The sequence below is a fragment of the Vibrio sp. Vb1574 genome, assembly GCF_033338675.1.
In genome coordinates this window covers 1-1,644 of record NZ_JAWOTC010000140.1, presented here as the reverse complement: position 1 = coordinate 1,644, position 1,644 = coordinate 1, and the positions used below count along the sequence as shown (strand labels likewise).

Genomic DNA, 1,644 nt, shown 5'->3' with positions numbered 1-1,644 from the left:
AAAATCACTCTTTACGATTCTTTACGCTCCCTATACGCCGCTTTACCTAGCGGGTCGTATTCTATACTCAAGCGCTGTGAGAACAGCCCAGAAGAATCACTCACTTGTGTAAGGAATCGAATTATGAAATCTGCAAAAAAACTTGTGTTAGCTGCTGTTGTTCTACCTCTAACTTTAGGCACTGCGAGTGCATTCGCATTTGGTGGTAAAGATCACCACAAAGGCCCACGCGATGAATGTGGTATGGGTATGGACCGCGGCATTATGCGCGATTTGAACTTAACTGATGCACAAAAAGACCAACTGCAATCTTTCCGTGATGCAAACCGCGCGGAAATGAAAGGCAAATATTCACAAAACCGCGAAGCACGCATGGCAGAGCGCCAAGCGCATCACGCGAAAATGCAGTCTCTATTGCTAGCGGATACGTTCGATGAAGCGCAAGCCACAGCTCTAGCGAAAGAGATGGTTGAGCGCCAAACTGAGCACCGTGTGAAAATGCTGGAGAGAAAACACCAAATGTTGAGCGTGCTGACTCCAGAGCAAAAAGCTGAATTTGTAAAACTGCAAAACGAGCGCATGCAAGAATGTGGTGACCAAATGCAACAACGCATGGGAAAACACCGCAATAATTAAGTCATGATCCGATGATATATATGAAGAGGCAGCCACAGGTTGCCTCTTTTTGATCTGGCGATTTCACGCGCATTCAACGTATACTCAAAATACGGTTTGAGTTAACTCTTTGATTATGAAACAGCAATATGCACGCTTAGTCACGACGGCAGCTTGGACAGCAACCATAGTGGCGACGCTTCTTCTCATTGTAAAAGTCATCACATGGTGGGTGACGGGATCGGTCAGCCTATTGGCATCGCTTATTGATTCGATGCTGGACATCGCCGCTTCAGTGGTGAATTTGGTGGTGGTTCGCTATTCGCTGCAACCAGCCGACAGAGAACACACTTTTGGGCATGGTAAGGCCGAGTCTCTCGCTGCGTTGGCACAGGCGATGTTTATCTCCGGCTCTGCGGTCTTTTTGATCCTAAACGGTATCGATCGTTTCTTCAGGCCACACGAGCTGAACGCGCCGGAGCTGGGTGTGTATGTCTCCTTGTTTGCGATGATGGTGACGTTTGGTTTGGTCATGTTCCAGAAACGCGTGGTGCGCATCACGGGCAGCCAAGCAATCGCGGCAGATTCGTTGCACTACCAAACGGATTTATACATGAACGGGGCGATCATGGTCGCGCTTGGGCTCAGCTACTTTGGTGTAACGCAAGCGGATGCGGTCTTCGCGATTGGTATTGGTATCTTCATTCTTTACAGCGCCTTCAAAATGGTCAGCGAAGCGATTCAAACGTTGCTTGACAGAAAGCTGCCCGATGAAGAGCTTGAGCAAATTAACCAAGCTTGTTTGAGCGTGAAAGGCGTGTTGGGTGTACATCAGTTGCGTACCCGTATGTCTGGTCCAACACGTTTTATTCAATTGCATTTGGAATTGGATGACAACTTGCGTTTAATTGAGGCGCATTATATTGCCGATAAAGTGGAAGATAATTTGTTGGCATTGTTCCCAGAGGCGGATGTATTGATCCATCAAGATCCGTTGTCGGTGGTATTTGGGCCAGAAAAAGAGCAAGA

2 protein-coding genes are annotated in these 1,644 nt (G+C 47.6%); both read left to right on the top strand.

Annotation, left to right across the window (positions count from 1 at the left end):
- The first annotated feature begins 123 nt into the window (after nt 1-123).
- On the top strand, nt 124-636 hold the full coding sequence (locus R7O12_RS24230) for a CpxP family protein (protein WP_005487153.1): 513 nt from the start codon (nt 124-126) through the stop codon (nt 634-636).
- 115 nt (nt 637-751) lie between these two features.
- A partial coding sequence (gene fieF, locus R7O12_RS24225) for a CDF family cation-efflux transporter FieF (protein WP_318126584.1) occupies nt 752-1,644 on the top strand: 893 nt, incomplete at its 3' end.